Genomic DNA, 23790 nt, shown 5'->3' with positions numbered 1-23790 from the left:
ACTGATAAACATATAGATACATATATAAAAATTACTAATCTAATAAGATTACACAGAAAAAGACACATTATATTTTCATCTTTAGGGGGAGTAAGTTATGAAGAAAAGTAAGAAGTTATCTGCAGTTTTAGCAACATCAGTATTTTTATCTGGATTACAAGGGATTTCAGCCTATGCTAATGATAATCCAAGTTCTACAAAAGAAAGTGATTATGTGGTTGTTTTTAAAGAGAATATGGACGAAAGAGAAATGAAAAAGGAAATCGAAAAATATTCCGGTAAGTCTATTGAGGAATATGAAAAACTCCAAGTCTCATCTGCAAAATTAACAGAAAAAGAGGCTCAGAGGCTTGAAAATGATGGAGATATCTTGGCTGTTGAACCGAACACTACCTTTCAAGCATTCGGAAGTATTCAACAATATAGCCACGAAAGAACATCTGTCGGTACCGCTTGGGAAGGGGGATTAACAGGTAAGGGGATTGATATAGCGGTGTTAGATTCTGGAATCGCCCCTCACTCGGATCTTACTATTTCTGGTGGTGTTTCCACAGTTGATTATACTTCATCATATACAGATGATAATGGACACGGAACTCACGTAGCGGGTGTTATCGCTTCTAAAGACGATGGAAACGGAACGCGCGGTGTTTCACCCGGAGCTAACCTCTATTCTGTTAAAGTACTTGATAAAAAGGGGGCAGGGAAACTGACCGATATTATTGAGGGTATTGATTGGGCCATTAGAAAAAATGTCGATATTATTAATATGAGTTTAGGTACAACGTCAGATTCTGAAGCACTTAGACAAGTCATTGACAAAGCGAATAAGCAGGGAATTTTAGTTGTCGCATCAGCTGGTAATTCTGGTAATTCCGCAGGAACAGATAATTCGATGGCATACCCAGCAAGATATGATTCTGTTATTTCCGTAGGTGCCACAGATACCAATAACAGAAGGGCAAATTTCTCTTCCACAGGTGTTTATCTTGATGTAATGGCTCCGGGTAAAGGAATTACAAGTACATATTTAAATAATACATATGGAACTGGTGATGGAACATCACAAGCTGCTCCTTATGTATCAGGTATGTTAGCTTTACTGAAAGAAAAATATCCAAAAGCATCAAGCAATGAACTTCGCCAACTTTTAGAATCGAATGCAATGGATTTAGGGGTTAAGGGTAGGGATAACCTTTACGGACTTGGATTAGTTCAATTTCCTAAAGAAATCAAAGTAGAAAAACCTGTTGAACAAGAGCCTGACATTCCAGCTGAAAAAGAAAATGAAACTCAAACTGATAAAGCAATAGTTAGTACAGAAACTCAAACTGTAGAGAAAACCACAGGACAAAATGAATCTACTCAAGCACCAACTACACCAGAGCAAGACTCAGCATCTTCTACACCAACAGATGAAGATGTAGATGATAATCTAGTTACAACGATGGAAGTCAACAAAGAAACTTTTAAGCATGGAGAAATCGTGAAGGTTACAATGAAGGTAGTAGATAAGACTGGTAATCCTGTAAACAAGGTAAAAGTTTATTTAGATAGCGTACGTGAAACAGATGGATATGTTCAGCAGCAACGCGTAGGTTTCACCAATAGCAAAGGGGAATATACCTTTTCATTTATCGCTTATGATCGGTATGTAGAGGGATATTATTTCTTAAAGTCTAAGACAAGCTATCTCAATGAAATACAAGGAGAAGTAAGTAAAAAAGTGTATATAAAAAAGAAATAATAGTTTAAAAAACAAAATTACCTATCCATAAAGGGTAGGTTTTTTGTTTTTTATTAAACAAAATAGGAGGTTTAAAAACAAAAGTTCATTTTCGCATGATAAAATACCGTTATACAAAATGTTTGAACCTCTAGAGAGGGAGAATTGCTATGGCAACAAAGAAAAAAGCGGTCTATGAGTACAAAAAGAAAAGACCGAAAGCAATTGTTCATGTAAAAACAAAAGAGCAAGAAGCCTTCAAATGTTTATGGAGAACTGGTGTTATTACTAAAAATCAATTAGAACAATATTTTGATTTAAAGGGACAACGATTATTGAATATGGAATATAGCGGATTTTTAGAGATTAAAAATGATATCGTTGTTCTTTCAAATAAGGGGATTCAGTATTGCCAAGAGAATTTACAAATGAAATACCGCTATTATTCGTCTGGAACTAAGTACAACCATGATTTAAAACAAACCCAAGCCTATTTACGCTTACCAAAACATATTCAAGACACATGGAAAACAGAAGGGGAGTTAAGGGCAGAAGCGGAAGCATCACCATTATTTGAACGGTTCCGCGATGACATTCAAGAGACGTTTGGAGGGAGATTCAAACCTACACCAGATGCAGCCATTTATTCGGAAAAGGCTGGAGGGTATGTAGCCTTCGAATGTGTGACTAAAAACTACACTGAACAGGATGTTCAAATGAAACATGCTTTTGCAGATACCTTCCTTAACGGAATAATTACCTATCGAGTATAAAAAGGAGAGCTAGAGTTGAACAAACTAGAAGAAATCCGACAATATCATGATAATTTTAAAGCAGAATCTCTTTCCATTCGGTTAGATTTATTTGATCCACACGCATATTTAACTGTAAAAACAAAATATGAGAAATTCCTTGAACTGATGTACCAACACTTTCCGTACATGATTAGAAGCCAGTTTTATGCCATGTATGGGAAGTCTAAAAATACCAATATAGCAGCAGTCAATGAATTGATTAACTTAAAGATGGTTCGGGAAGTTGGAATCGCAGGTAACAATTACATCCTTCCTATATCACGTATGAGCCAATACTTTGAGAAAAAGAAACAACCAGCTCGTTTTAAAGTAAAACCATCCCTTCATACTTTATTTGACCATTTTATGAGAGCGGAACTATTCGTAAAAAAAGGAATATTAATTCATACCTCTCCATCTGCATTTTTCGGAGAAATGGATCCAACGATTGTAGAAGAATTTAAAACGGTAAAACCTAAAAAGGAAACCTTGGAAAAAGAGATTCAAATACTCGAACAAGAAATTGCGCCTCACTATGACGGTACCGAATTTAACCGTGAAAAGGTAAAAGAAGTTGGTATGAACGGATTGGTTAATCTGATTCAAAAAGAGAAAAAATTAGTATTATTAAAGCGAGAGTTGGAGGAAATAACACCTGTATATGAAGCTCTACAACAACAAACTCGACAAATGATGGCTCAATATGAGCCTTTAAGTGTTAAACTACAAGACTTAGAACTCCTTGCGATAGATTGGAAAAACAAGAAAGGGTTTAACGGAAAGCTTTGGAGCGTTCAAAAAAGATTAGAGCAACATGAATTCTTGAAACAATGTCTTTCTATTTTCCCTGACCGTAGTTGTTACTTCAAAAATATTATTAAAAACGAAGAATCGGTCCATTTTGACATAGTAATCATTCATTATGACGATTCCACCAAAAAGCGATATATAGACCTTATAGACGATTTAAGCCGTATTTGTTATTGTTTAACGAAGGGTACTTTCAGCCTTCAAATTTTAACCGAAAGTGAGCTAGAAAAAGGAAGAGCAACCACCATCCTAAAGGAAGCCTTAAATGAGCGGTTAGAACGAAAGGTAAGGGAAGATTATCTCCAATTCATGAACAAAAACTTTTGCTCAAAATACACTGTTACCAATACAAATATTGTCCGATATTTAACAAAACACAGTATTGGCGAGACAATCGTAGATGATACCGATTTTTCTGAATTAGAAAGGGTATTGGAGAATATCGGATAAGCAATAAAAGAACACCTCTCGATAAAAATGAGAGGTGTTTCTACTTTTATGAACTTTTTTCGGCAATACCCATAATATACTGCTTCGTAGTGTGGATTAGGTGTTCAAATAACTGTTCAGACTCTTCTATTTCGACCGGAACATTTCTCATAGCATCTTCATCTTTCATAGCCTTCTTCACGGAAAACCTGCTATGTACGATAAAATTTCTGATATTACTTAACATAATGGTGTTAGTGTTAAATGTCAGAAACGGCCTTAATTTAATTTCAAGATCGTGTATCGTATTTCTGCGAAGACCTTCTTCTTTTTCGTACTCTTCACCATCATGGTAGAGCGGATAAACCTTATACAATAACTGTTCAACAATTGCATATAATTCTACAATGAAAGCAGCGAGTTTACGGTTTTTCCGTTCTTTATATAATTGTTTCAGCTCTTCTTCATTCAAATTATAAAAAAGAGATTCTTGACCTTCTGGACTCGTGTATTGAAGGATTTGTGTATACTCCACTTCAATCAATCTGATTTTGTTTAATGTTTTGATCTTTTGTTTTTCTAGACTTTTCATTTATCTCTCCCCGATACTTATCAGAACTGATTAACCCTTAATCTCTTTTATATTTTCCTTGTTTCTGGTACTTTTCCAGTAAATCCTCTAATGCTTCGTCTAACAACTTTGATTTTGGTATTTTCGTTTGCTGGTGAAGTTGGTCCAACTCATTCACAATCCCGATATCAACGGAATTACTAATCGGTTTTCTTGTCTTTAATCCTCTTTTTTGCAATTGTTCATCTGCCATTTTTCATTCTCCTTGTTCATTCATAATTTTTGTAAAGAAATCTCTCCGTTTTTCATGATCAGAGTATCTAATAACAGAAAGAATGAAATCGATCTGCACACCTTTATTTTTCTTCAATAGATAAGCTTTTAAGTTTTCACCGAATAAAGAATTGGATAACCTATCTTCATCAATGCCAATCTCCTTAAAAAGCTGAATGAACTCATTGATGACAGAAGGAGTTAGTTGCTCCAGCCCTTCTTGCTCTACTTCCTTTAAATAATTCTTTAAAAATTCTTCCCATTGATTATCTTCGAGATAAAAGAAATCAAGGTAGTGGGTGGAAACATCTTGAATGCCATCCTTTATCGTCATCGGTCTTTTCCCATATCCGTTATTTTGCTCGGAATAAAGATACTGAAGGTTATTCACTAATTGATTAAATCGTACGTCCGGCTGGTACTCCCATATCTCCTGCAGAACATTTAAAATTCGACTGATTCGCTTTTTATCCCTCATTTTTTATCCTCTCATTCGTAAGAACTATCTCCAGTCTAAAACTACTTGTAGTTACTTGCAACAACAAGATATCCATTATGGGTTACACTGAAAAAAATAACGTATTTTATACGTTAAAATTTATGTAATAAGGTTAAAACGGTGACTATTTGAGGCTATAATATATATAGAAAGTTAGTTAAAACATTGGTGTAACAATATTTTTTTACAACAAGGTTTGCTTACTTCAAAAATCAAAATGCTTATGAAGGAAAACCCAGAAGGCATCTTCTCCAGAACGGAGAGGTTGCCTTTTTCTATTCTTCGAGCAAAAAAAAACAAAAAAACAAATGGAGGACAAAAAATGACAACTTTAAAGAAGCAAGAATTTGAAATCAAGGTATTACAAAACCGAAATGGAAAAGGATTTTATTTCACCGATCCTTATTTTTACACGTTAGCTCTGTTAGGAGTAGATGGCCCATTCACTCAACAGCAGCTCCTTGATATTTATAAAATCTATGGAGATATGGCTACAGACAAATCATGGTCCAAAAAAGTCGTAAAAATGAGCGACCTTAAATTTGTCTCACAAAAGAATATCAATATTCGTAAGCGAGATGGAATGCAATTCAATTTTGTTGAAATCACGGAAAATGGAATGGATTTCTTGAAAGAAACAGGTTTTGTGAATAAAGCGGCTAAAATTCGAAACAACTCTACTGGAGATCATACGATTGGCATTCGCCAAGTATTAGTTGATGTATTAAACGTTATTGCTGAAAACAAGGAATTGGGCGGTAAATATGTTACTCAAAACACAATTTTTCCTATTAGTAAGTATGATACGACCGAGAAACCTCTAAATGTTTATCGCTTTTATCAAGATGAAAAATTAGGAGTAAACGACAATATTCGTTTCTTTAACAAAACGAAGGAAGAAATCGTCTCAGCCAAAGCCAATTTTGTCACTTCTTTAAATTCTTATGCTACTTCTAATTTCAAAGATATAGGACTTTTCCCTGATTGGGTGTTCCAATTTAAAAAGAATCTTTTTCATGTAGAAGTGGACTCCGGAAAACAATCCTTTGAGAAAAAATCTGAAACAGCGGATGTGGTAGGGGAAGCAAAACAAACTACCATTAAGCAAAAAGTTGAAAAATACTTTGAAATAGCGGAAAAATTGCCGAATCACAAACATCATGCAGTCTTTGTCTTACTTGATGATTCTGTAACAACTAAAAAATACTTTGGAAACAGAACAACACGTATCCGAAACCTAAAAGATGGAATAGGGGAACTGTTAATTAAAGATGCACCAGCAAATTTAAAGGTTTCCGTTATCAGCTTAGAAAGAGCAAAGGATTTTTTTAGCACTTATTTTCTAAGTGTTTTAGAAACGGAAAAAGAGGATTTAAAAAGACTTAATGCTGCAATCAATTTCATGAACAGATCTTCAATGTATCCATATGATATGAAAATTATTAAAAAGGATAATATGAAAGATTGGGATGTTGAGGTAAATAAAGATATCATGAAAACCCCTTTCCTTATTTCATCATTCTATAAAAATCTTAAACTTAAAGAAGAGCAAAAGAAACTTTCATTAGTTCATCATAATATCGTGCCAATAATGGTTAAAGAAGGTGATGTATTAACATACGCTAAAATTAATCACTACAGCAAAATGTTTAGAGAACAAGTCTTTAAAAAGACTAAGTTATTGCTGATTTATGATACTAAAAAAAATATGGAGCAAGATGTACTGCACACAGTACCAAAGCGAAATAAGTTAGAAAACCTTATTTATCAAAAGGTATTACTCATGCCATTTGATGAATGGGAAAAAAGTAATCATAATTTCTATGGTATTGATCAAAAAGCTATAAGTGCAAGTGATTTACTCGATTTCTTAGATAAAGAATAGACCGTTCTTACAAAGAGAGCGGTCTTTTTTTCGGCTATTTTGGTATTGATTGGATACAAGATAAGGACTAAACTACTAAATAATGATATTGGATTGGGGAAGATAAAATGGCTAAATGTCCTTATAGTTGGTGTTCTTGGTACGGTACATATTTTTGCAGTAGTCCTACTAATCCAACAAATAAAGATGGAAAAAAAGGTAACGTAGTGGGCGCTCCTAATAATGCGAGAGAACATATTGAGACGTTTTGCTTTGATAGTGAAGCTTGTGACGTGTGTGAGTACCATCCGTCTTATTATATAGCTCCAGAACCACCAGAAGAGGTTGCAGTAACTATTGAAGAAGTAAATCCTGAAACAGTAGAAATCGAAGAAGATAAGGAATTAAAAGAAGCGATAAAGGAATCCCCCGATGATAAGACGACAGAAGATAAAAAGCAGAAGTTTTTTTGTAGATATTGCGGGGAAAAAATCCCTACTGATAGTCGTTTTTGTAGTTATTGCGGGGAAAAATTATAAAGTTTTCAAAATGGATCACTTTTAAATAAGTGGTCTTTTTTGGTTTTGTACCCTATTGATACAACAGCTAGGAAATGAGTGTTATAATTTGGTAGAAAGTCTATTTTGAAAATATATACGGTTTTAAAGGAGGAAAATATGTATTCAATTATTTACTTTATTATCCTTGCAGCTATATTGTTTTTGATTTTTAAAAGTCGAACCAATAAAAAGGTAGCTCTGCCTTTAGTTGCTCTGCTTATAATCGTCCTTATTGGTGGTCTAATGATAATAAGAGATGTAGTACAAAACTTCGCTCCATAGTTTCAATAACTTAGATATAGATAGGGAGACGCCCCATAATCGGGGTTTCCCTATCAGCATTATCTCGTTGAATAAAAATACATAACAATAACTAAAAATCCATTAAAGTATATGACTCTCAATTTCTCCTAAATCCTTCGAAAATTATTGTTCGAACAATATATTTATTCAAGTCTATATAAGACAACTAAGCAAAGCCAAAACTAAAATAGGTTTGCTTACTTCACCTTGCTTCCTAGTAAGCAAACCTATATATGAGTGATAGCAAGGTTTTGAGCAGGTAAATCCCGCTGAAAAGAACACCCACTATTATCATTACAAACCATCTATTTTTCTATTTTTTACACCTTTATTTTCCTTTGGTATAACCACTTTTTAATGGGAGTGCGCTCGTCACTCCGTTCCTCCCGCCCATAATTCTAGCTCCATATATTTTCTTAAATCCTTGTGATTTTCTCAACCATACATATCATCATATCCCGCTCCGTTTATGCATACTTTTATTCATTCCGAAGAGAGGGCATAGCACTCACTCCATACCTAGCAAAAGTCCAAAAGGTGCTATCCATGTTCCGCATCCTTAACCTTTCTCTTCCTTTTCCTTTTTTATCTTTTTTCTTTATAAATACACTCACCCATAGATCCCAGCAATCCCAAGGGGAAAAGAAGCCTGTATGAAGCATTTCCTAGCCTTTCTCTCCCTTTTCCTTTTTAATTAGGACATTTACCCTTAAAAGAGGTGAGAACCCTTTATAAGCCCTTTAAAGAGGTTAAAATATAAGACTAATAAAAGGCTGCTGTTATCCATATTCATTTACTTTCTAAGAAGCGGGACCACTTATATGAAGGGAAATATACCAATTCCTCTAAAATAGCGATTCTGACCCCTTCTGGAGCTTTCTAATACTATTTCTTTCTTTCTCTTTGGACTACTTTTTTCTATTTCCAGTGAGGGAGGGGGGAACACTTGTTGGGGGTGAGGTTTTCTTTTTTTATTTTTTTGACTTTCTTTTATGTTTTTTTGTTGGGAGGGGGAGAACATATGTTCATTAGAAGTAGGAAAAGATATCAATCATATAAAATCCTTACTTATGTATAAAAGTAAGTGGAAATCCCTTGATAATAAAGGATTCTCCCATTCCTTTTATTCTTATTTTATTCATCCCTACTTTTAATCATAAGTAAAATAGAACCTTGATTTATCAGGCTTTTTGGCAAATCTTCTCCATCTTTACTTACAATCAAAAGTAAGGATGAAAGAAAACCTTCGTTAATCATGAGTGAAGATAGTATTTTTGTTTAACATCTTATGATTTTTATCTTTATTTCCTTCTACTTTTTCCTTTCGTTACTTTTCATCATAAGCAAGGCTTAAACCCTTGATAGGACTGGTTTCTCCTATATTTACTTTAAAATCCCTACTTATTATTGTGAGTAATGTGAAACCCTTGGTATAACAACATTTCTTCTTGTTTTACCGTATCCTCACTTATGGTTATAAGTAAGGCGTATCTATATCCTTACTTATAATCAAAAGTAAGGAAAATAGGGGAAAAATAAAAAAAACACCCTACCCTCTAGCGAGGGAGAGTGTTGGTTACCTTAATTTTTGCAATAGCTGTTCCCCAATAACTTTAAAATCGGTAATGTTCAATTCCTGCAGTTCTTCAACAGATGGTTCACGATCTAATCTCATGAGACGCTCTGCTTGATAGCGTTTCGCTTGCTCCAAAATATTACGAACCATTCGGCCATTACCATCTTCCGGTCTTTTATGTTTAACCGCCACTTTACATATAGCTGTAATCGCAAACATTGCATCCTCGGTCAAATGGTAAGAATCCTTTTTCGCCATCATCACGAATAATTGCTTTAATTCCTCTTCATTGTAATCATTAAATTCCATTGTGATAGGGAAGCGGGAGGCTAAACCACTATTTACTTTCATAAACTCGTCCATTTCACGATTATATCCAGCTAGAATGACAATTAATTCATCTTTATTGTCCTCCATCATTTTAACTAGTTCATCAATCGCTTCTTTGCCGAAATCTTGAGGTCCACCTTTTGAAAGAGAATAGGCTTCATCAATAAAAAGGATTCCCCCTAAAGCTTCTTGAATCTTTTCCTTCGTTTTCGGAGCGGTTTGTCCTACATGACCAGCCACTAAATCACTGCGAGAAACTTCGACCATATGACCTTTCTTCACAATTCCTAATTCTTTAAACAGTTTTCCAAGAATCCGAGCAATTGTGGTTTTTCCTGTTCCGGGATTCCCTTTGAAAACCATGTGAAGCGATTGTTCCGATGTTGGGAGACCTTTTTCTTTTCTCATTTTTTGTATTTTTACGGTTGCAGCTAAACTACTGATGTGACTTTTTAATTCTTCGTTTCCAACAATTTGTTCTAGCTCTTTTTCTAAATTGAAAGTTTTTTCCTTTTCGATGGCAAAGTCAGAAGGGAGTAAATAGAACACATCCTCTTTTGTCTTATTCGGTTTCTTTGCTAATCTCTTGGATTGTCTACGGATAGCTGCTTCTAACTCATTTCGGACTAATCGACCATTTCCAGAATCACTACGTCCTTTAATCTGTTTACGGTTAAAAACTTCAAGCATTACTTTTTCAGTCTCGGTATTCCATTTCACTTGATATTTTCGAGCTGTAACACGAGCAAGTAGAACCATTTCTTCTGCAGTGTAATCAGGAAATTCGATAATATTTTGGAAGCGGGATTCAATACCGGGATTCACTTTCGTTAACCCTTTCATCTCTTCCGTATATCCAGCCATGATGACGATCATTTTCCCATTATGACTTTCCATAAATTCTACGATCATATCAATCGCTTCTTTGCCGAAATCCTGTTCACCGCCACGAGCAAGGGAGTAGGCTTCATCGATAAACAATATCCCACCTAACGCTTTTTGAAGAACCTCTTTTGTTTTCTTCGCTGTACCTCCGATATAATCCACGACCAAATCCGCTCTAGTTACAGAAACGAAATGACCTTTTTCAAGGACACCAGCTGCTTTCATAATCTTTCCGACCAATTGAGCGACAGTAGTTTTTCCTGTTCCGGGATTACCAGTAAACGTCATATTCAAAGAAGGAGCAGGCATTGTTTGTCCTAATGCTTCTCTGGTTTTTCTCATTTTTACATCGTCCACAATTTCATGAATCATTTCTTTTACTGGCTTCAGACCCACCATACGCTCTAATGCTTTTAAGTATTTTTCTAATTCACCTCCGTTTACTGTAGAAGGGGAAGTGGAAGGAGTAAAAACAACCTTCGGTGTTTTTTCAACTTCTGTTTTGTGCGAAACATAATGGGCCTCATGAGGAAGTGGATCTACGTTTGGTTTTGCTACTGAAACAGATTCTTGTTTCATTTGAACAGCTGATGAAGAAGTAGGTCTGTTTAAAAATGAAGTGAAGTCCCCATCTTTCGGTCCATAAATCACAGTAAGAGCTTCATCATATTGTTCTTTCGACAAACCTATTTTTTCCCATGCTGGTACTTCAGTTTGCTTAGTTGTAGATGGATTTTTCTTTTTAAAAAACATCCCGGTCATTCCTTTCCTTCGTTCTGATCTTGTTGATGTTTGGCTAACCCTTTTCCGATTAATAGAAAAATAGCTTTGCTTCGTGTTTTGACCCCTAACTTTTCTTTCGATTCGTCAATCCGCTTCAATAAAGGCTCAGGTAACTTCATAGTGAAACTCACGGTTTCTTTAGGATTAAATAGAATAGGTTCTATTTCAATATGTTGTAATCCGGCATTTAATAGATTGATAATCGCATGAGATTCATTCGTACAATACGTTTGTTCTTGATATGTTTGCCAGCCTTCTTTTAGAGCGACTGGATAGTTGTAATTGTAAGTTTTCATTTTCCCTTTCCTCTTTCTTTTTCTACGTCATTTATACGTTATTTTTAAATAATATACCACCGCGAATGGTCTGTTGCAATGAAAAAGTTAAAAATATAAGATTTTAAAGACATTTTATGTTTATTTTCACTTTGTGTATTAAACCTTAATATATTATAATTTAAATATTCAGTCCATTAATTAAAGAACGAAAGGAGCGGAGGGTATGTCTCATGAAATCAAAGGGACGATAAAAAATATAAACGAAGAAATCCTTAGTAATATTGAAAAGGTTATACTGACTGATTTCGCAGAGGAACAGTGGAATCAAAGAATTGGACCCTCCGCTAAAAAGGAACAATTGAACTCATTACTTACTGATTTACATAAATCTAAAGAAATCCATTACCAGAAAAACTTCGGTGTCATTGATAACGACATTGTTTTTCGTTTTTACATACAACATAAACAGAATAAGGTAGCCGTTATTGATACGTTCTATGGACGAATTTCCCTTAAACCACTTTTAAATGATTTAGAAAACATTGAGAATCGCTACGTATATCTATCGATTGAACCAGATATTTTGTCCAAACAAATATTCCCTCAACCCTCACGCACAAAAGTAAAAGCAGCTGAAGAGTTGAAATCGTTACAAGAACAACAAAAGATGGAGAAAAAAGAACGAAAGAAGGCTTTGAGGAAAAAAACAAAAAAGAAACAGGGACTAACAAAAGGGAAAGAGGAACAAAGAAAAATGAACTCTTTAGCAAATTCAGTAACTTTCGAGGAATTACTCATACATAATGAAAATCTTTTCGTAAAGGAATTTCCTGTTAACTCGATAAAATTATCTTATGAAATGATACAAACTATATCGATGAGAGCAGATGAAAAGGCGATAAATAAACCAGCTATTCAATATCTTTTTGGAGCATCACTTTCAATAACGGTCACTGAACATGCTTTTGAACGGTGGAACGAAAGAGTAGGTCCCAATCAAAGTAAGAGCCAAATTTCAGAACTACTGCACCAACTTCACCAATTAAATAGAATAGAGTATTTCAATCATAAAAGTAAGATTGGGTTAATTGATGAAGAAATTGTTTTTATCTATGAGAAGATTGGACTTAACCAAATAATCATACTTACGTTTTACGGAAGGATTTCTTTAAAGTCTGGACTAAAGCGCCTTACAAGGTTAAATGAGTTTAATCCTCGAAAAGATACTGTCAATTTGGAATTAGAAGTGGATAGCAAGGATTATCTAAAACAAACCTTACCATTATTACCTTTTAAATTCAGTAAAAGTACAAACGAAAACGAATTATATATCATCGAAGAATATGGAAGTAAGGATAGAACCTTTCAATTCATCCGTATTTTTAGTGACGGACACCTTAAATCAATTCAAACTACAAATATTAATTCGTATATTGCAAAGTATTTGAAACCGGAAATTCCTTTAAAAGTTATACAAATTGATAAATCGGATAATAAGAAGAAGCCAACTAAACATAATTCAAACAAAAAACAGGAACATTTTGTTCGTTATCCTTGGTTAAATTACAGAAAGTACGAAGTGTTGCAAAATAAACAAAGTGATATTAAAAGGGAAAAGAACATAATTAAAAAGGCAATCAAGAGCAATAGTACAAACCCTTATACAACTACCCCTAAAATGAGTGATAAGGAATTTGAAGAATCATTATTTGATTTATTTTTTGATTAACAAGTATTTCCCTTATTCTTGACATTCCGAATATGTAATGTTACCTTAAAGTTAACAGAACCCACAACGCCTCTTCATTGAAAGCGGACCAATGTGGGTCATTTTTTTTATCTAAAGGAATGATATCGTTGAATCCCGAAGAAGATAAATCCAAGATAAAAGCACCTACTACATATTCAGAACAAATTGAGATCTATCGAAAAAGAAAATTAGATATCGATAACCCAGACCTCGCAGAAAACACACTCAAACGAATTAATTATTACCGACTATCCGCATACGCTCTCACTTTAAAAGATCCCATATCCAAAGATGACTTTATTGAAGGAACTTCCTTTGACAGATTGCTATCATTATATGAATTTGACCGTAAGTTAAGATTGTTATTGTTAGGTGCATTAGAAACCATTGAAATAGCTTTCCGCACTCATATTTCATATGAAGTAGCTCACAAATTCGGCCCACTCGGTTACAAAGATAAAGAGAATTTCATTAATGAAAAGTTCCACCGAGAATCGTTAGAAGAATTAGACAAGCTCATTCAGAAAAGCCGAAAAGGGGAACTGTTTGTTGAACATCATTTTCGTAAGTACTCTGGTGAATTGCCTATATGGGCTGCAATAGAAGTGACATCGTTTGGTTTTTTATCAAAGTTCTATCGAAATTTAAATGAAGACGTAAAGAAATTTATCGCCAAGCATTACTATAAAGTCCCGTATTTCTATTTAGAAAGTTGGCTACAGACTTTATCGAACGTTCGTAACGTTTGCGCTCATTATGCCAGACTATATAATAAACGACTGACCTTTCCCCCTAAGTTATTTAAAGAAGAGCAAAAACTTTTTGATAGAGGGTATATATTTGCAGGTATTTATATTACTCTAAGACTGCTTTCTAAAAACGAAGGGCAGAGATTTCATATTGATTTAGAAGCTCTTATCTCCGAATATGAACAGGATATTGATTTTGTCCATATCGGTTTCCCGTCTAATTGGAACGATTTATTATCTCAAGCTCAACCTCGAAAATAAGAACGATAGGACTTATACAGTTCTGTCGTTTTTTACTTTCTTTTTTTTAATATGTTTCCATCCAACTATTCGAATATCTACCAAACGTGTGTATGATATTTAAAAGATTAGAAAGGGGAAAAGAAAATGAGAGGGGATAGAAAGCGAGTAAATACCTTCTTAGACAATCAGCAAATTACACAGCTGGACGAAATCGTTTCATTTATGAGAGAACAGAATTCTTCTCAAAAAATAGATCGAGCATAAATTAACGTATAAATGAAGCCAAAAAAAGAATAGGAAAAAGAAACGAAAACCGTGGGTTTCCTTCAATAAAAGGAGATTCGCGGTTTTTTCTATTTTTACTAACATAAAGTCAAAGGAGACATACACATGGAATTAAAAATTAAGAACGAAGAGAATAGAGAATTACTCGGAGATACTCTTCATCACTTTACTTATTTCACATCAGCAACAAGACAACCAAAGGTATCTATTATTGTTCCATTGAAACAATCGATTTTTAAAGTGAAAAAGAGCATTGATCGTTCACGGATGGAACACCTTGCTCGCAAACTAAAAGAGCTTAATAAATACGAGGAATCCGAACCAGAACGGTATAAACCTTATAAAAGAAGAACTTTACAAGAAGCAGAGGGGATTTTCTCGACATTTATCCCTCTTGAAGAAGAACGAAATTACATTGAGCAATTTATTCTCGAAGCTGCAAGTTCTCTTTATCACGTACACCTTAAACCATCGGATTATAGCGTTTATGTGGTACCGAGCCGAATTGGAGGTTGGGAGACTTATATATCTGAATATATACGTCCATTTATCCAACGCGAAGAAGAAGCTATTCTGGTTGAAAATAAGCATTTTAATAAAGATCGACACAGCTTTCTAATTACATTTAATAAAGGAGAATCCAAATGAACTATCAATTATTGAAACAACCGCGCTCCTTTTTAACAAAAGAAGAGGTGGCTGAACATAAATCACTCGTCACATTTACTATTTACAATGACATTTTAGACTTTACTACTGGAAAGGGGGGAGAAAAGAAAAACACTACACAAACAGTTATCTTGGAACCTACTCATTCTCCATTAACTGATTGGAGCCTACCTAAAAATGAAGAAGCATTTAACCGAGATATCATTAAGAAAATCGAGGATATAGAATTGGCCCATCAAGTTGCAAGTCTGTATCGAATGGAACAACCTTTTCAACATATGATGGATGAAATTAGAATTGAACTTTTACGGACTTCTGTCCAAACGCTTAATAGAGAACGATTCCTTTATTTCATAGCAAATGTTCTAATCCCGCTTATTCCTTCGTTAAAAGAAAAAAGAAAACCTATCCCTTTTGTTCTTCCTATAAGAAGTCAAAAAGGCAACACAGAGAAAAAAGCAGATAAGTACCGCTATTACTTTAAAGCGATTAAGAAAATACAACTCTTTTATTCTAAAGAACAAGTGATATATCTAGAGGGAAATGACAATCCACTTGGTCTGCTTATATTGTTTTCAAATGAACAGAAACCATTCGGTTCAATTCCATTAATCCCAGAACAACATGCTCGATCAATTGATGAATATCGTAAATATTTAGGTACCGCTCCATATCCATTATCTTAAAAAATAATAGAAAGAAGGAAACACAAATATGCGTTCTTTAAGTTCATTAGAAAAAACAGCTCTTATCAAACAATTAAACTCACTTTATGAATCTCAGATGGAAGATTTAGAAATTGTGGCCTTAGATGGTTACGTCATGATTAAGTTGCCGAAAGAGAGTGAAAGATTCGATATGTCTTTTGCTGATTTAACTCTAGAAGAAATCAATAACATTACAGTTGAAAAATAAGCGAAAACCGCACTTTCATATCGAGTGTGGTTTTTTTATATCAAAAATTTATAAAAAAATAAACCAAGGAGAAAAAAACAAAATGAAAATCAAAAAAATCGTAACAAGTTTAGTATTAAGCGGAATGGTAATTACTAGCCTTCCATACAACGCATTTGCAAGCGAAACAGTAGATAAGCAAATCCAGACATATGTCGCACAAGGAAACCTCTCACAACCGGGATATGACCTTGTAGGCATTGATTCATTAGTAGCTAAAGGATATACAGGAAAAGGAGTGAAAATCGCGGTACTAGATACTGGTATTGCTTCACATTCTGATTTAACGATTGCTGGTGGAGTTTCTACAGTTGATTACACAACATCATACCAAGATGATCACGGTCATGGAACTCATGTAGCCGGAATCATCGGAGGTAAGGATAATAACACCGGTATTACTGGAATTGCTCCTGCTGCTGAATTATATGCTGTAAAAGTCATGAATCAAAATTCCGAAGCTTTTAATGCAGATGTTATCGAGGGTATCCGTTGGGCGATTGATCACGATATGGATATTATCAACATGAGTATTGGCTTAAATAATGAAAATGAAGAAATGAAAGAAATCCTAGACGAAGCTTACAGTAAAGGCATTTTGATTGTAGCTTCTGCAGGTAATTATGGGAATGTAGAGGCAACTGGGGATAATGTTCTATACCCAGCAAAATATGATTCTGTCATTGCTGTAGGGGCAGTAAATGATTCTAAAATCCGTTGGTCCAACTCAGCGACTGGTTCAAAAGTTGAAGTAGTTGCTCCGGGAGTTAATATCTATTCCACTTTCCTTAACAATCAATTTGCGAAAGCAAGTGGTACATCCCAAGCAGCTCCATTTGTAGCAGGATTACTTGCTCTTTACAAGGAAGCCTATCCAGAATTAAGTAACGTAGAAATTCGCTCCCTACTCCAACAAAATACAGAGGATTTAGGAATCGTTGGCCGAGATACTGAATATGGATATGGATTAGTTAAAATTCCATCATTGCCAAACCAAACCGTTGAGACACCTTCCGAAAATAAGGAAGAAGCAGCCACCAAACCAAATGAAGATGAAGTGGAAGTAAAGGAACCTTCCACTTTTACCTTAGAATTTAGTCAAGAAAGCTATCAAGTAGGGGATTTACTAGAAATAAACGGAGTAGCAACAGATGAAAATGGAAACCCTCTAGCGAATGCAGATGTTCGTTTGAATATTCGTGGGGGAGAAAAATTCTATCTTTACTCTGTAAAAACAAATACTAACGGAGAATATCATTTTTCACTAGATCTCAGCCAATTACGTTTTACTGCTACTAATTATGTAGTTGAAGCTACTCTTAGTCACGAAAGCTATGAAGCTCAACAAATAGGTTCTTTTGAAATTGGAGAGTCTCAACCTGAAATCACAATCTTTCAAGACAGTAATCAAGTGACATCTGGTGAAAATTTAAAAGCCTCAACTACAGTTTTAGATGAAAATGGCAATCCTTATAATGGTTATATCACTGTAATTCTTCGAAACGAGCAAGGAAAAGAGGTTCGTAAAAACTATTACCTTATCAAAAATGGAGTTTACACTTATAACTTCAGCACTCGAATACTCGCAACTGGTATCTATACGCTAGAGGTAGCACCTCGTTATATCGATGGTGTTTCTTCTTCTGTATCTTTTACCGTTTCCCCTCGTTAAGAAAAAAAGACCTTTCCTACTGGCTAGGAGAGGTCTTTTGTTTGTTTGTAAAATTTAATATCAATCTTCCAAAATAGAAATTGCATTTTAAACCTTTATATTTTATTATTATAAGCGAGAAGTTTATACTTTTTATATTTTTCTTAACCGTTTGTCGAAATAAATAGTATAATGAGATTTAAATAGAGAGAAACGCAAAAAATCAATAAAAAAAAACCCTCTGGAACCACATTTCTTTATTTATTAGCCCGCTAAAACTAGTTAAATAAAGAAATCCTAAAGACAGAAGGTTTTTGTTCATAAGTTATTAATCTATGAATCATTATATCATGTGTTTTAATAACTTGTGAAGAACAAACCACGCTTTTTTTCTGTCTTTTTCTTTCCAATAGGGGAAAGGGAAGGAAAACGATGTATGAGTGAAGACAAAAAACAAGAACAGCTCTACTTTGTCTTTGATGTGTCTGGACGGAAAATCCACGAATTCACAGGGGATCATGTAATTGTCCATCGAAATTCTATCGATGCATATCAAGAAAAGTTAAAAAGAGAAGAAGAAAGAGAACTAGATCAACGCGGGGATTATATTCAATTTGTTCTAGAACCAAATAAAGCATTAAAGGACTTAACCATTCATCAACGACGATATCTAATGGAACTCATGCCATATGTTCAATATGGAGACAACCCTTTACGAATGGTTGATGAAAACGGTGAAATCCATCGTATAACGAATAAACATCTATCTGATATTTGGTCCATACATAGTGTTGATGTAACTAAATTGATGAACAAGTTTGTTGAAAAGGGATTCTTCAAAAAGATTAAAGACCCAGACGATTCAAGAAAAGCTAATTACATTTCAACTGGATTGTATTTTGGAAAAGGAAATCTCTATCAACCTTCTCAATACACAACTAAACTTTTTCAGAATAAGCTAAAAGAAGTTATTCAGGAAATTAAAAAGATTGAGAAACGAAAGTCACGTAGAAAAAATACAGATAGAAAACAAACAGCTGCATTAGGTATGATACACGCGGTACTTCCTTTTTTTCACTATCAAACTTATTATCTAGTGAAAAACCCGAATGAAAATATCTGCCGGGGTGATGAATCTGTTTTAGAAGCCTTACAACGTAATCCAAAAGCACTGAAACACATTTCAAAAGCAGAATTATGCCGACTATCTAATGTAACTGATAATCGCACGATTGATTATTACTTCAAAGTGTTGATGGAAGCTGGTGCTATTATGCTCCAACATACCAAAGGTAAAACTAGATATAAAATTCATCCTGACCTTATGTTCAGAAGAGATGGGAACGGTATTGATCCATATACCGAATTCGTCCGAGAAGAATTTAGGCAGCATGACTAAGATGAAAAAAGAGCGAATCATTTCAAAATGGTTTGCTCTTTTTTTATTTAATTCATCTTCAATCACAAGGATTTTGTATCAAGTCATTATAAAAACCTTGTACTGGTTCCTAAGTATTTTAGCAAAAACCTTGTACTGATTCCTAAGTATTTACTCAAAACCTTGTACTGGTTCCTAACTATTTTATTCAAAACCTTGTACTGATTCCTAAGTATCTCAAAAAAACCTTGTACTGAACCCTATCTATTTAATTATCAATCTATTTTTTAAACCTTACTCTCCCAAGGGATTTCGACATTTTTCTCGCCAACATTTTCTATCTTATAATCTTAATCATTCTCTTTCTACCAATCTTTTTGTTTTGTTCTTACTCTTTTTTCTTTTTGTAATCTTCTCTTAAAAAGTAGAACATAAAAATATCATTTAACTTCCATTTCAAATCTAACTAATTATTATTACCAAATATAGTTTCTATATCATATAAAGTTTTGTTCCATTATTAAAAACCCACGCTCGGTTTCACCTCACTACGCCTCCCGCTGTGGGCTACGTCCTCCAACAACCCCAATAAATGAATTAATACTTTCATTACAATTTTCTTTCTATTCTTCTTATAAGATAAAAACCCAAAAACCTTAACGAAGGGAAAAGGGGGAGGACTGGATCGCAATTTATTTGGTCGATAATCTCTATGATTCTTTCGGCCGGAGGAAGTTATACACATTATCCACAAAATCGATATAACTCCACTATTCACCCCTTTCCCTTCGTTTTCTTTCCCTTGTATATCAAATACATAGCATTTAAAAAAAATTTTATGTTTATTGTGTGATATTATTCTTTTATCTATATATTTTTATGATTTTATGAAAGAGAGGAATCCTTATGCCATTAATGGGAGGAAAACGTGGTTTTGGGGGTGGGGGATTTAGCTCTAACCGTAGAGGTACTTTTGGTCAAAAAAGAAATAATACTTGGGGAACAACCAACCGAAATAGACAAGCTGATGAACAAAGAAGAAGGCAACGTGAAGCCGATAAAAGGCGAAGACAGGATGAAAAGCGTAGGAGGAAATTAGAGCAAGATAGAAAGAGACAGCTGGAAAAGAGAAAGCAAGAAGAATTAAAACGTAAGAAGAGGGCAGAGGAAAAGGTTAGGGTTCAAAGAGAAAAGGACTTTAAAAAACAGCAAACCAAGAAAAATGCTACCACTTCTAATTCTTCAACTTCCGCACGTTATACCAGTCAATCTTCGATGATTGGAAAAAGATATGATAATAAACGTGATAGAAATCTTGTTTCAAAAGAAAAACGTTCGGTCCGTAATCGAGCAGAAAATGTTAATGGGAATATCTCTAGAAAAGATAAAGCAAAAGAACTTCGTGAACAACATACAAAAAAGATAAATCAAGACCCAAGGACCAAAGATTTAACGAAATTTGAAAAAGAACATTTAGTGAACCAAGCAGTTAAGAAGGATTTAGGTAATTTTAATAAGACTAAAGAGGATACTCGTAAAGAGGAATTTAAGAACCAAAAGATTAGGGAAATTAAACATAAATTAAAGACAGATCCTGCTTTACAAAATTTATCAGCTAATGACAAAAAAGCTTGGGCGAAAAAAGAATTACAAACCTCGATGACAAATTATAAAAAACAGGAAGGTCAGCGTGCTGTAATAATCAAAGAGCAAAAATTGAAATCATCATTGGAAGAATCAAAAAAACGAGCAGCTAATCGTTCCTTAGAAAAGGTTCAAGAAGAGTTTGAAAACAAAGAGAGGATTGTTGCTTCAGATAGAGAGGCGCAAAAGGCAAGAGTTAAAGAAAAGAATTATCAGCAAAAAGCAAATGATTTAAGGAGAGAATCACAGGCTTTAGCCAGTAAAAAAGGATTAAATAGCTTTGTGTCTGATAAAACCAGAAAAAGACAAATGGCTGAGCTAAAGTCTAAGGAAAAGACTGCGACTATTCAACAACATACAGCTGGTTTGAAAGTGGATAAACATACAAGTTTTGTTCAAACCAATGAGAAGATTAGCCAATTGAGTGAAAAGAGAAATAGAGCTTTATCAAAATGGGAGGAAGTTCATGCGAATCCTCTTGCTTCTGAAAAAGAGAAGGCTCAGGCTACTCAAAATGTATTAAAAGTGAAATTAAATCAAAAAATGGCGGTTCAACAAGGATTAAGAGAGCAGATATCTTACGATGAAAAATTGTCTATTGCTAAACAAGAAAAGATGTTATCTCAATTAGAATTGGGAAAAGCGCAAATTGAAAGTCAACGCTTTATTAGTTCTTCTTATAAAAAGCAGAAATTAGCAGCTATTGAACAAAGTATCGCTAAACGGAATCGACAGGTAAGGACTGCTGAACTTACTCATGATATTAATAATAAAGCAGCTAAGTTCCGGGATATAAAGGAAAATGCGAAGGCTGAATATCAACTTACTAAGGCAAATTTTAAAACTTCAAAAGCGGCCATGCTTGAAAAACATAAAAAGGAATTAGCTCAGGCTTCCCCCGAAAAGAGAGAAATGCTGAAAAGAAAGCAAGCTCAACAATTACAGGATTTAAAAGATCGTGAGCGACAAATTCTATCTGCTAAAAAAGAAGAAGTTTTGATGGCTAAAAAAGAGTTGCGTATTCTAAAAAATGATTATGCAAAAAAGAAACAGGTAATTCAATACGAAGCACGTCAAAAGGAAATAGAAGCTCAACTAAAAAATTTAGAAGCGGCTTATGAATCTTATAATCGTCCTCGTATTTCTGGAAGTAAGCCTCACCATTTAATGCAACAAAATCTACAAACTCGCCAAGCTTTACAGCAGGAATTAACGAAGTTAAAAGCGGAGAAAAAGAATTTGAAGTCGGATGTAAATAGCAGTCCTTCCAATCCAGATGTGAAGGATGAAAAGAAAATTGTCGAACAAGCTGTCCGAGAACCAAATAAGACCCGCGAACAAAGGGAAATAGAATATCGTCAACAGCAGAAAGAAAATAAAGAACGTCAAGAAGCTGAAAAACGGTTAAGACAAGAGGAACAGAGACTAAAACAAGAAATGGAGGAAAGAAGGAGAAGAGAGGCAGAAAAAGTGGAAGAACAGCGATTGGAACAAGAACAATACAAAGAAGCTATGCGCCAAAAAGCGGAAACAGAAGCAGACGCTCTTCGTCAAGAACATGAAATCTATATAGAGCAGCAACAGAAACAACAAGAGCAAAACCGTCTTTATCAAGAACAATCTCGCCAGAAATTTGAAGCACAAGAACAACAGCGACAATCCTTCTCCCGCGAACAGAAAAAAGAGTATTTGGAAGGGGAAAAACGGAGAATCCTCTCTAAATCGGAATTATCTGAAGAAGATTTCATGAGGATTGCTGAACTTGAATCTGAAATCGATGGATTAGTTGGATAAGGGAGGGGTGCTAAATGACTAAATTGATCTTTCAAGAAACTATTAGTTTAATTAAATGGGTTTTGTTCTTTCTCTGTATCATGTTTATTTTTCGCCTTTTATTCGGATATGTTTGCGAAGTGAACGGAGCTTCTATGAATCCAACATTAGCAGATGAAGATCGTTTGATTGTTAGTAGAGTACCTTACTATTTACATAATCCAGAAAGGTTTGATGTGATTGTTTTTAAAAGTCAAGATGGACGGGATTTTGTTAAACGAGTGATTGGATTGCCGGGGGATACTATTCGATATGAAAATGATCAGCTTTATATAAATGAACAAGCGATGGATGAACCTTTTTTAGAAAAAATAAAAAGCCAGTTTAGAGAACCATTTACTAGCGACTTTGTATTTGGAGATAAAGGAAATGAATCTATTATTCCAGAAGGATATATTTTTGTTTTAGGGGATAATCGTCAAAACAGTATGGATAGTCGGGAATTTGGTTTGGTCCCGCTTGATTCAATCCAAGGAAAAGCACTAACACGATTGGCACCGTTTGATAAATTAGTTTGGAATGTAAGTGAGGTAACATATGCCGAGACAGAGTGAGATTTCATTCTGTCTTTTTTTGCTGTTTTTAAGAATAAAAAGGTAAAAAGCTAGACAAGTAAGAAATGGTAAATGTTATAAATGGTAAACCCAAAGATGAAATTCATAGAATAGTAAGATTAGTATATAGCAAAAAACTAAGTCAAATAGGAGTAAGAGTTCCTTTTTGAAAACATATATAAAACAGGAGACGAGAATATAAGAAGGTGCTAATCTAATATCAGTTGATTATTTTTTAGAAAAAGGTGAATTTATTTTGTTTACAGTTAAAGATCATTCTCCGAACCTTATAACAGAATGGCACCCTACAAAAAACGGGACAAATACTCCTTTTAATACTTCTTACGGTTCTGATTATGAAGCCTATTGGATTTGTTCAAAGATAAGAAAGTATAAAAA

20 protein-coding genes are annotated in these 23790 nt (G+C 34.3%); 15 read left to right on the top strand and 5 right to left on the bottom strand.

Annotation, left to right across the window (positions count from 1 at the left end; genetic code table 11):
- Window positions 1-97: 97 nt before the first annotated feature.
- The 3 genes from CWS20_RS00945 to CWS20_RS00935 all read left to right on the top strand — a co-directional run bounded on the left by CWS20_RS00945 (window position 98) and on the right by CWS20_RS00935 (window position 3780).
- Window positions 98-1747 carry a S8 family peptidase gene (locus tag CWS20_RS00945; RefSeq protein WP_101226202.1) on the top strand — a complete coding sequence of 550 codons (1650 nt, stop codon included), beginning with the start codon at window positions 98-100 and terminating at the stop codon, window positions 1745-1747.
- Between the two features lie 149 nt (window positions 1748-1896).
- Complete coding sequence (locus CWS20_RS00940; RefSeq protein WP_072502011.1) at window positions 1897-2499, top strand: hypothetical protein; 603 nt, start codon at window positions 1897-1899, stop codon at window positions 2497-2499.
- 15 nt (window positions 2500-2514) lie between these two features.
- Window positions 2515-3780: a hypothetical protein gene (locus tag CWS20_RS00935; RefSeq protein WP_101226201.1), complete on the top strand. Its 1266-nt coding sequence runs from the start codon at window positions 2515-2517 to the stop codon at window positions 3778-3780.
- 46 nt (window positions 3781-3826) lie between these two features.
- Here the strand turns inward: CWS20_RS00935 and CWS20_RS00930 are convergent, their stop codons facing one another.
- Genes CWS20_RS00930 through CWS20_RS28450 form a run of 3 tightly spaced genes read right to left on the bottom strand, consistent with a single transcriptional unit; the run spans window position 3827 to window position 5081 of the window.
- Entirely contained in the window at window positions 3827-4351 is a 525-nt protein-coding gene (locus tag CWS20_RS00930; RefSeq protein ID WP_101226200.1) for a hypothetical protein, read from the bottom strand.
- Between the two features lie 37 nt (window positions 4352-4388).
- On the bottom strand, window positions 4389-4583 hold the full coding sequence (locus tag CWS20_RS00925) for a ribbon-helix-helix domain-containing protein (RefSeq protein WP_101226199.1): 195 nt from the start codon (window positions 4581-4583) through the stop codon (window positions 4389-4391).
- A 3-nt stretch (window positions 4584-4586) separates the two neighbouring features.
- A complete protein-coding gene (locus tag CWS20_RS28450; protein ID WP_193816190.1) occupies window positions 4587-5081 on the bottom strand; it encodes a hypothetical protein in 495 nt (164 codons plus the stop codon).
- A gap of 343 nt (window positions 5082-5424) precedes the next feature.
- On the opposite strand from CWS20_RS28450, the gene CWS20_RS00915 reads away from it, so the two are divergent.
- Both CWS20_RS00915 and CWS20_RS00910 read left to right on the top strand, forming a co-directional pair.
- The gene (locus CWS20_RS00915; RefSeq protein ID WP_142385354.1) at window positions 5425-6987 is read left to right on the top strand and encodes a hypothetical protein; all 1563 of its coding nucleotides are present in this window, start codon (window positions 5425-5427) and stop codon (window positions 6985-6987) included.
- 107 nt (window positions 6988-7094) lie between these two features.
- Window positions 7095-7505 (top strand): zinc-ribbon domain-containing protein, encoded by a 411-nt coding sequence (locus tag CWS20_RS00910; RefSeq protein WP_101226197.1) that lies wholly within the window; start codon window positions 7095-7097, stop codon window positions 7503-7505.
- Between the two features lie 1900 nt (window positions 7506-9405).
- Here the strand turns inward: CWS20_RS00910 and CWS20_RS00895 are convergent.
- Together CWS20_RS00895 and CWS20_RS00890 are read right to left on the bottom strand one after the other, a co-directional pair.
- Complete coding sequence (locus CWS20_RS00895) at window positions 9406-11373, bottom strand: AAA family ATPase (protein ID WP_158236986.1); 1968 nt, start codon at window positions 11371-11373, stop codon at window positions 9406-9408.
- A 5-nt stretch (window positions 11374-11378) separates the two neighbouring features.
- On the bottom strand, window positions 11379-11699 hold the full coding sequence (locus tag CWS20_RS00890) for a ribbon-helix-helix domain-containing protein (RefSeq protein ID WP_101226193.1): 321 nt from the start codon (window positions 11697-11699) through the stop codon (window positions 11379-11381).
- A gap of 205 nt (window positions 11700-11904) precedes the next feature.
- Here CWS20_RS00890 and CWS20_RS00885 point away from each other — a divergent pair, with 205 nt between their 5' ends.
- From CWS20_RS00885 to CWS20_RS29265, 10 genes are all read left to right on the top strand, one after another.
- Window positions 11905-13410 carry a hypothetical protein gene (locus CWS20_RS00885; RefSeq protein ID WP_101226192.1) on the top strand — a complete coding sequence of 502 codons (1506 nt, stop codon included), beginning with the start codon at window positions 11905-11907 and terminating at the stop codon, window positions 13408-13410.
- A 128-nt stretch (window positions 13411-13538) separates the two neighbouring features.
- A complete protein-coding gene (locus CWS20_RS00880; RefSeq protein ID WP_158236985.1) occupies window positions 13539-14441 on the top strand; it encodes an Abi family protein in 903 nt (300 codons plus the stop codon).
- 372 nt (window positions 14442-14813) lie between these two features.
- Window positions 14814-15356, top strand: coding sequence for a hypothetical protein (locus tag CWS20_RS00875; protein ID WP_101226190.1), 543 nt, complete (start codon window positions 14814-14816; stop codon window positions 15354-15356).
- Window positions 15353-16063 carry a hypothetical protein gene (locus CWS20_RS00870; RefSeq protein ID WP_101226189.1) on the top strand — a complete coding sequence of 237 codons (711 nt, stop codon included), beginning with the start codon at window positions 15353-15355 and terminating at the stop codon, window positions 16061-16063. The genes CWS20_RS00875 and CWS20_RS00870 overlap by 4 nt, the downstream gene beginning before the upstream one ends.
- Window positions 16064-16091: 28 nt before the next feature.
- Window positions 16092-16292 (top strand): hypothetical protein, encoded by a 201-nt coding sequence (locus tag CWS20_RS00865; RefSeq protein WP_101226188.1) that lies wholly within the window; start codon window positions 16092-16094, stop codon window positions 16290-16292.
- A gap of 82 nt (window positions 16293-16374) precedes the next feature.
- The gene (locus tag CWS20_RS00860; RefSeq protein ID WP_101226187.1) at window positions 16375-18003 is read left to right on the top strand and encodes a S8 family serine peptidase; all 1629 of its coding nucleotides are present in this window, start codon (window positions 16375-16377) and stop codon (window positions 18001-18003) included.
- 415 nt (window positions 18004-18418) lie between these two features.
- On the top strand, window positions 18419-19381 hold the full coding sequence (locus tag CWS20_RS00855) for a hypothetical protein (protein ID WP_101226186.1): 963 nt from the start codon (window positions 18419-18421) through the stop codon (window positions 19379-19381).
- A gap of 885 nt (window positions 19382-20266) precedes the next feature.
- The gene (locus CWS20_RS00850; protein WP_101226185.1) at window positions 20267-22798 is read left to right on the top strand and encodes a hypothetical protein; all 2532 of its coding nucleotides are present in this window, start codon (window positions 20267-20269) and stop codon (window positions 22796-22798) included.
- A 14-nt stretch (window positions 22799-22812) separates the two neighbouring features.
- Complete coding sequence (lepB, locus tag CWS20_RS00845) at window positions 22813-23391, top strand: signal peptidase I (RefSeq protein ID WP_101226184.1); 579 nt, start codon at window positions 22813-22815, stop codon at window positions 23389-23391.
- A gap of 256 nt (window positions 23392-23647) precedes the next feature.
- Window positions 23648-23790 (top strand): zinc-ribbon domain-containing protein (locus CWS20_RS29265; RefSeq protein ID WP_162299508.1); only part of this gene is annotated, 143 nt, incomplete at its 3' end.

The organism is Cytobacillus horneckiae (genome assembly GCF_002835735.1).
In the GTDB taxonomy this organism is placed as follows: domain Bacteria; phylum Bacillota; class Bacilli; order Bacillales; family Cytobacillaceae; genus Cytobacillus; species Cytobacillus horneckiae.
This window is presented reverse-complemented; position numbering and strand designations above follow the sequence as displayed.

Excerpts from the sequence above, each read along its gene's own strand:
- lepB (WP_101226184.1), top strand. The coding sequence starts at position 22,813 with ATGACTAAATTGATCTTTCAAGAAACTATTAGTTTAATTAAATGGGTT.
- CWS20_RS00915 (WP_142385354.1), top strand. The coding sequence starts at position 5,425 with ATGACAACTTTAAAGAAGCAAGAATTTGAAATCAAGGTATTACAAAAC.
- CWS20_RS00910 (WP_101226197.1), top strand. The coding sequence starts at position 7,095 with ATGGCTAAATGTCCTTATAGTTGGTGTTCTTGGTACGGTACATATTTT.
- CWS20_RS00865 (WP_101226188.1), top strand. The coding sequence starts at position 16,092 with ATGCGTTCTTTAAGTTCATTAGAAAAAACAGCTCTTATCAAACAATTA.
- CWS20_RS00870 (WP_101226189.1), top strand. The coding sequence starts at position 15,353 with ATGAACTATCAATTATTGAAACAACCGCGCTCCTTTTTAACAAAAGAA.
- CWS20_RS00895 (WP_158236986.1), bottom strand. The coding sequence starts at position 11,373 with ATGTTTTTTAAAAAGAAAAATCCATCTACAACTAAGCAAACTGAAGTA.
- CWS20_RS00855 (WP_101226186.1), top strand. The coding sequence starts at position 18,419 with ATGAGTGAAGACAAAAAACAAGAACAGCTCTACTTTGTCTTTGATGTG.
- CWS20_RS00875 (WP_101226190.1), top strand. The coding sequence starts at position 14,814 with ATGGAATTAAAAATTAAGAACGAAGAGAATAGAGAATTACTCGGAGAT.
- CWS20_RS00860 (WP_101226187.1), top strand. The coding sequence starts at position 16,375 with ATGAAAATCAAAAAAATCGTAACAAGTTTAGTATTAAGCGGAATGGTA.
- CWS20_RS00885 (WP_101226192.1), top strand. The coding sequence starts at position 11,905 with ATGTCTCATGAAATCAAAGGGACGATAAAAAATATAAACGAAGAAATC.
- CWS20_RS00850 (WP_101226185.1), top strand. The coding sequence starts at position 20,267 with ATGCCATTAATGGGAGGAAAACGTGGTTTTGGGGGTGGGGGATTTAGC.
- CWS20_RS00925 (WP_101226199.1), bottom strand. The coding sequence starts at position 4,583 with ATGGCAGATGAACAATTGCAAAAAAGAGGATTAAAGACAAGAAAACCG.
- CWS20_RS00940 (WP_072502011.1), top strand. The coding sequence starts at position 1,897 with ATGGCAACAAAGAAAAAAGCGGTCTATGAGTACAAAAAGAAAAGACCG.
- CWS20_RS28450 (WP_193816190.1), bottom strand. The coding sequence starts at position 5,081 with ATGAGGGATAAAAAGCGAATCAGTCGAATTTTAAATGTTCTGCAGGAG.
- CWS20_RS00890 (WP_101226193.1), bottom strand. The coding sequence starts at position 11,699 with ATGAAAACTTACAATTACAACTATCCAGTCGCTCTAAAAGAAGGCTGG.
- CWS20_RS00945 (WP_101226202.1), top strand. The coding sequence starts at position 98 with ATGAAGAAAAGTAAGAAGTTATCTGCAGTTTTAGCAACATCAGTATTT.
- CWS20_RS00930 (WP_101226200.1), bottom strand. The coding sequence starts at position 4,351 with ATGAAAAGTCTAGAAAAACAAAAGATCAAAACATTAAACAAAATCAGA.